Annotated in this window: 4 protein-coding genes; 2 read left to right on the top strand and 2 right to left on the bottom strand. The window is 74.1% G+C overall.

What is annotated here, in order from left to right; genetic code table 11:
- Window positions 1-376 precede the first annotated feature (376 nt).
- A complete protein-coding gene (locus HCN52_RS22500) occupies window positions 377-856 on the top strand; it encodes an ATP-binding protein (RefSeq protein ID WP_312876840.1) in 480 nt (159 codons plus the stop codon).
- A gap of 39 nt (window positions 857-895) precedes the next feature.
- Here the strand turns inward: HCN52_RS22500 and idi are convergent, their stop codons facing one another.
- Together idi and HCN52_RS22490 are read right to left on the bottom strand one after the other, a co-directional pair.
- Entirely contained in the window at window positions 896-1,489 is a 594-nt protein-coding gene (gene idi / locus HCN52_RS22495; RefSeq protein ID WP_168090272.1) for an isopentenyl-diphosphate Delta-isomerase, read from the bottom strand.
- Between the two features lie 160 nt (window positions 1,490-1,649).
- The gene (locus tag HCN52_RS22490; RefSeq protein WP_168090271.1) at window positions 1,650-2,579 is read right to left on the bottom strand and encodes a cation diffusion facilitator family transporter; all 930 of its coding nucleotides are present in this window, start codon (window positions 2,577-2,579) and stop codon (window positions 1,650-1,652) included.
- Between the two features lie 430 nt (window positions 2,580-3,009).
- On the opposite strand from HCN52_RS22490, the gene HCN52_RS22485 reads away from it, so the two are divergent.
- Window positions 3,010-4,182 (top strand): CDP-alcohol phosphatidyltransferase family protein (locus tag HCN52_RS22485; protein WP_168090273.1); only part of this gene is annotated, 1,173 nt, incomplete at its 3' end.

Here is a 4,182-nt window from a genome sequence, read left to right as displayed (position 1 = left end):
GGGAGGGGAGGCGGACGGCGGCCGGGGGCCGGGTCGGTCCGCCGCCGGTCCGCCCGCGGACGTCCGGCCGCCCGAGGGCGGCCCGACGGGCCGGTGAACCAGCCTCGCCGGCTGCCCGTCGCGGGCATCCTCGGCCGAGCTCGCGGCGCGGGGGTGAGTGGCGCGGAATCACCCGACGACCGACGATTCGCGGCACCATGCATGCATCTCGTGGTCGACATCTGGAACTGGTCGCTCATTGGCGAAAGGAAGTCGCGCTAATGCGGTGACTTGCGTTCAGTCGGTCACAGGGCACTGGCACATGCCAACACTCGGAGACATGCGGCGCGTTCTCGCACCGCCCACCGAAGCGCATGACACGAGAGATGAGGGGCCGGTGCCGGACACCATGGACAGCCGATCGCACGCCTCGATGCAGCACCTGCTGCCCGCGCGGCACCGGCAGGACGGCACCTGGCGCTTCACCGTCCCACCGGTGGAGGGTTCCGTCCCCTGGGTGCGGCACGCGGTCCGCGACCTGCTCCGACGGCGCCGCGTGCCCCTCGGCGACGAGCTGATGTTCGCGGTGGAGCTGGTGCTCTCCGAACTGGTGACCAACGGGGTGCGGCACGCCGCGCTCCTGACCCCCCGCGTCGGCGTCGAGGTCACCCTCCAAGACGGCCGGCTACGGCTGGGCGTGGAGGACGGACACCCCTACCGGCCACGTGCGCTGGAGGCGTCGCCCGACCGGCATGAGATCGGCGGGCGGGGACTGCTCCTGGTCAAGGCCGTCGCGCTGGAGGCCGGCGGCGACTGCGGGGTCACCCCCACCGCTGCGGGCGGCAAGGTCGTCTGGGTGACGCTGCCGCTCCGCTGACCCGCCTGTCGGCGGCGCCGCTTGCCGGTGGTCCGGTGATCACCAGCCGCCCGCGCCGCCCGTGACCTCGCGGATCGTCGGGCGCGCCGCGTCCAGCACCGTCATGAACCAGGCCGAGAACGGGTCGTCCGCGTGGCGGCGCACCAGTTCCTCGGCCGTGACCAGTGCCGTCGCGCCGACCTCCTCGGGATCGGGCGCCGGCGGGTTGCCGGTGAGTCCGACGAAGAGGTGGTTGTACTCCTGCTCCACCAGGCCCGAGACGGGGTCCGGGTGGTTGTAGCGCACGGTGCCCGCCTCGCGCAGCAGCGAGGGTGCGGTGCCCAGCTCCTCGGCGGTCCGCCGCACCGCGGCGACGAACGGCGGCTCGCCCGGGTAGGGGTGGCCGCAGCAGGTGTTGGACCACACGCCGGGGGAGTGGTATTTGCCGGCCGCGCGCTGCTGGAGGAGGAGCCGGCCCTCGGTGTCGAGGAGGAAGACCGAGAACGCCCGGTGGAGCCGCCCCGGTGCCTGGTGCGCCGACAGCTTCTCCGCCGTGCCGATGGTGGTGCCGTCCTCGTCGACCAGCTCCAGCAGGATCGGCTCGGGCCCGGCCTGCTCGGGGCCGGCGGTGGTGACGTCGGTTCGCTGGGGCATGGGCGCCTTTCGGGATGTGCACGTCACCCCGGGCGCCGCCCGGGGGACCGGCCCGCCGTGCTGGGGCCTGGCACCAGTGTGCCGTAGCGGACCCCGCGGGCGCGTCACCCGTCCGGGCGCACGCTCGGTCCGCGGTGCGAGAGGCGGGGCCGGCGCGGAGTCAGTGGCAGACGCGCGGCTCGTGGGCGACGTGCCCGTCGGGCTCCAGCTGGAAGGTGCAGTGCTCGACCGCGAAATGGTCTCCCAGGCAGTCCTGGAGGTCGTGCAGCACGCGTTCGTGGCCGACCGCGTCCAGCACCTCCCGGTCCACCACGACGTGCGCCGAGACCACCGGCATGCCGGAGGTGATGGTCCACACGTGCAGGTCGTGCACGTCCGAGACGCCCTCGACGCCCAGGATGTGATCCCGCACCTCGTGGATGTCGACGTCCCGGGGCGCGGACTCCAGCAGCACCTCGACCGCCTCGCGGCCCAGCTTGAAGGTCCGCGGGACGATCATCGCGGCGATGAGCAGGGACGCGACGAGGTCGGCCTGCTGCCATCCGGTGAGGAGGATCACCAGCGCCGAGGCGATCACCGCCACCGAACCGAGGGTGTCGGCGAGCACCTCCAGGAACGCGCCCCGGACGTTGAGGCTCTCCTTCTGGCCCTGCATGAGGAGCAGCAGCGAGACGCAGTTGAGCGCCAGACCCACCACACCGAACACCATGGTGAGGCCGCCCTCGATCTCCGCCGGCTGCTGCATCCGCCGGAACGCCTCGATGACGATGTACCCGCCCACGCCGAGCAGCAGCAGGCAGTTCATCAGCGCTGCGAGGATCTCCAGTCGCGCCATGCCGAAGGTGCGCTTGGCGGCAGCCGGCCGGTTGGCGAAGTGGATGGCGGTCAGCGCCATGCCGATGCCCACGAGGTCGGTGGCGACGTGCCCGGCGTCGGCCAGCAGGGCGAGCGACCCGGTCAGCGCCGCGCCGATCAGCTCCGCGACCAGCAGCACGGTGGCGATGCCGAAGGCGATCCAGAGTTTGCCCCGGTGCGCCGCACCGGCGGTGGCCTGTGCGCCTGTGCCGCCGTGGTGGTGTCCCGCTCCCATGGCGCTCCGCTCCCGTCGTGGTTTCGTCCGCAGGCGTGCGCGGGTGCTCTCGGTCCGGTGGCCGGAGTGCTCCCGGCGCCGGGGTGGCCGCGGCGCCCGCCCCCTCAGTGAACTACGGGTGGGGGGTATACGGCAACGCGGCAGTGAACACCGTTGTCATTGGCTCTGAGCTGGGCTTTTACCGTATCCGGGCCATGCGGCGCCCACCTGCGGCGACACGCCTGCGAAGCCGCCCGCGCGGCCTTGGGGTCGCAGGAGCCGTCACCACTCGGTCGACTGTGCGGGACCTCCCGGCCGTGACCGCGGCGAACCCCCGATGAACCGCGGTGAACGACCGGTCGGGGGATCGGATAACCTCTGCCCTCGTGCCCGCCCGTGGCCCGCCGTGCCCGCGCGGCCGGCGCGGTGCCGCCCCGAGGAGTGAGTTCAGCTGTCGACCGCCATCGTCATCGGACGGCCCGTCGCCGGGTCACCGCTCGACGCCGACCTGCGGGCCCTCGGCTTCACGGTCCGCGCCCCCCAGGACTCAGGCGCCGTGCGGGAGGAGCTCGGCCGGGTGCCGACCGGCGAGCGCATCGCCGTCGTCGACGCCCGCTTCACCGGCCACCGGCAGAGCCTGCGGCTCGCCCTCACCGATCCCCGGTTCCCGGCGGCGGCCGTCCCCGGCGCCCTGGCCGTCGGCCCGGCCGGCCGGGCGGCGCTCACCGCCGCACTCGCCTCGGTCCCCGCCGAGCCGGCGGCGGAGGCCGACACCCCGCTCACCGACCGCCTCGCCGAGGCCGTCGACGCCTCCGGCACGGCCGTCCACCGGCCCGCCCTCGGCGCTCTGGTCGCCGAGGTCCCGGAGTCGGCGACCGCGGCCGAGCGGGCGCGTGCCGCCGTCGCGGCCGTCGACGGCGAGCAGGTCAGACTGGCCGATGCCGTGAAGAGCCGCGACGGGTTCTTCACCACCCACTGCGTCAGCCCCTACTCCCGCTACATCGCCCGCTGGTGCGCCGAGCGGGGACTGACACCGAACCAGGTGACCACCGCCTCGCTGCTCACCGCGCTGGTGGCCGCCGGGTGCGCCGCCACCGGCACGCGCGCCGGGTTCGTCGCCGCGGGCCTGCTGCTGCTCGCCTCCTTCGTGCTCGACTGCGTCGACGGCCAGCTCGCCCGCTACGCCCTGAAGTACTCCACCCTCGGCGCCTGGCTCGACGCCACCTTCGACCGGGCCAAGGAGTACGCCTTCTACGCCGGACTCGCCCTCGGCGCGGCACGCGGCGGCGAGGACGTCTGGGGACTGGCCCTGGCGGCGATGGTGCTCCAGACCGCCCGCCACATCGTCGACTTCTCCTTCAACGAGACCGTGACCGCGCAACCCGGCGCCAGTCGCGCCGCCGCGCTCTCCGGCCGCCTGGACGCCGTCGGCTGGACGGTGTGGGCGCGTCGCATGATCGTGCTGCCGATCGGGGAGCGGTGGGCGCTGATCGCCGTCCTCACCGCGCTGACCACGCCGCGCGTCACGTTCGTGGTGCTGCTGGCCGCCGGCGCGTTCGCCGCCTGCTACACCACCGCCGGCCGGGTGCTGCGCTCCGCGCGTCGCCCGGGCGGAGCGCAGCAC

Origin of the sequence: Streptomyces bohaiensis, assembly GCF_012033785.1 — a bacterium.
Lineage (GTDB): Bacteria > Actinomycetota > Actinomycetes > Streptomycetales > Streptomycetaceae > Streptomyces > Streptomyces bohaiensis.
The sequence above is the reverse complement of the archived record's forward strand: the minus strand, read 5'-3'. Positions and strand labels throughout refer to the sequence as shown.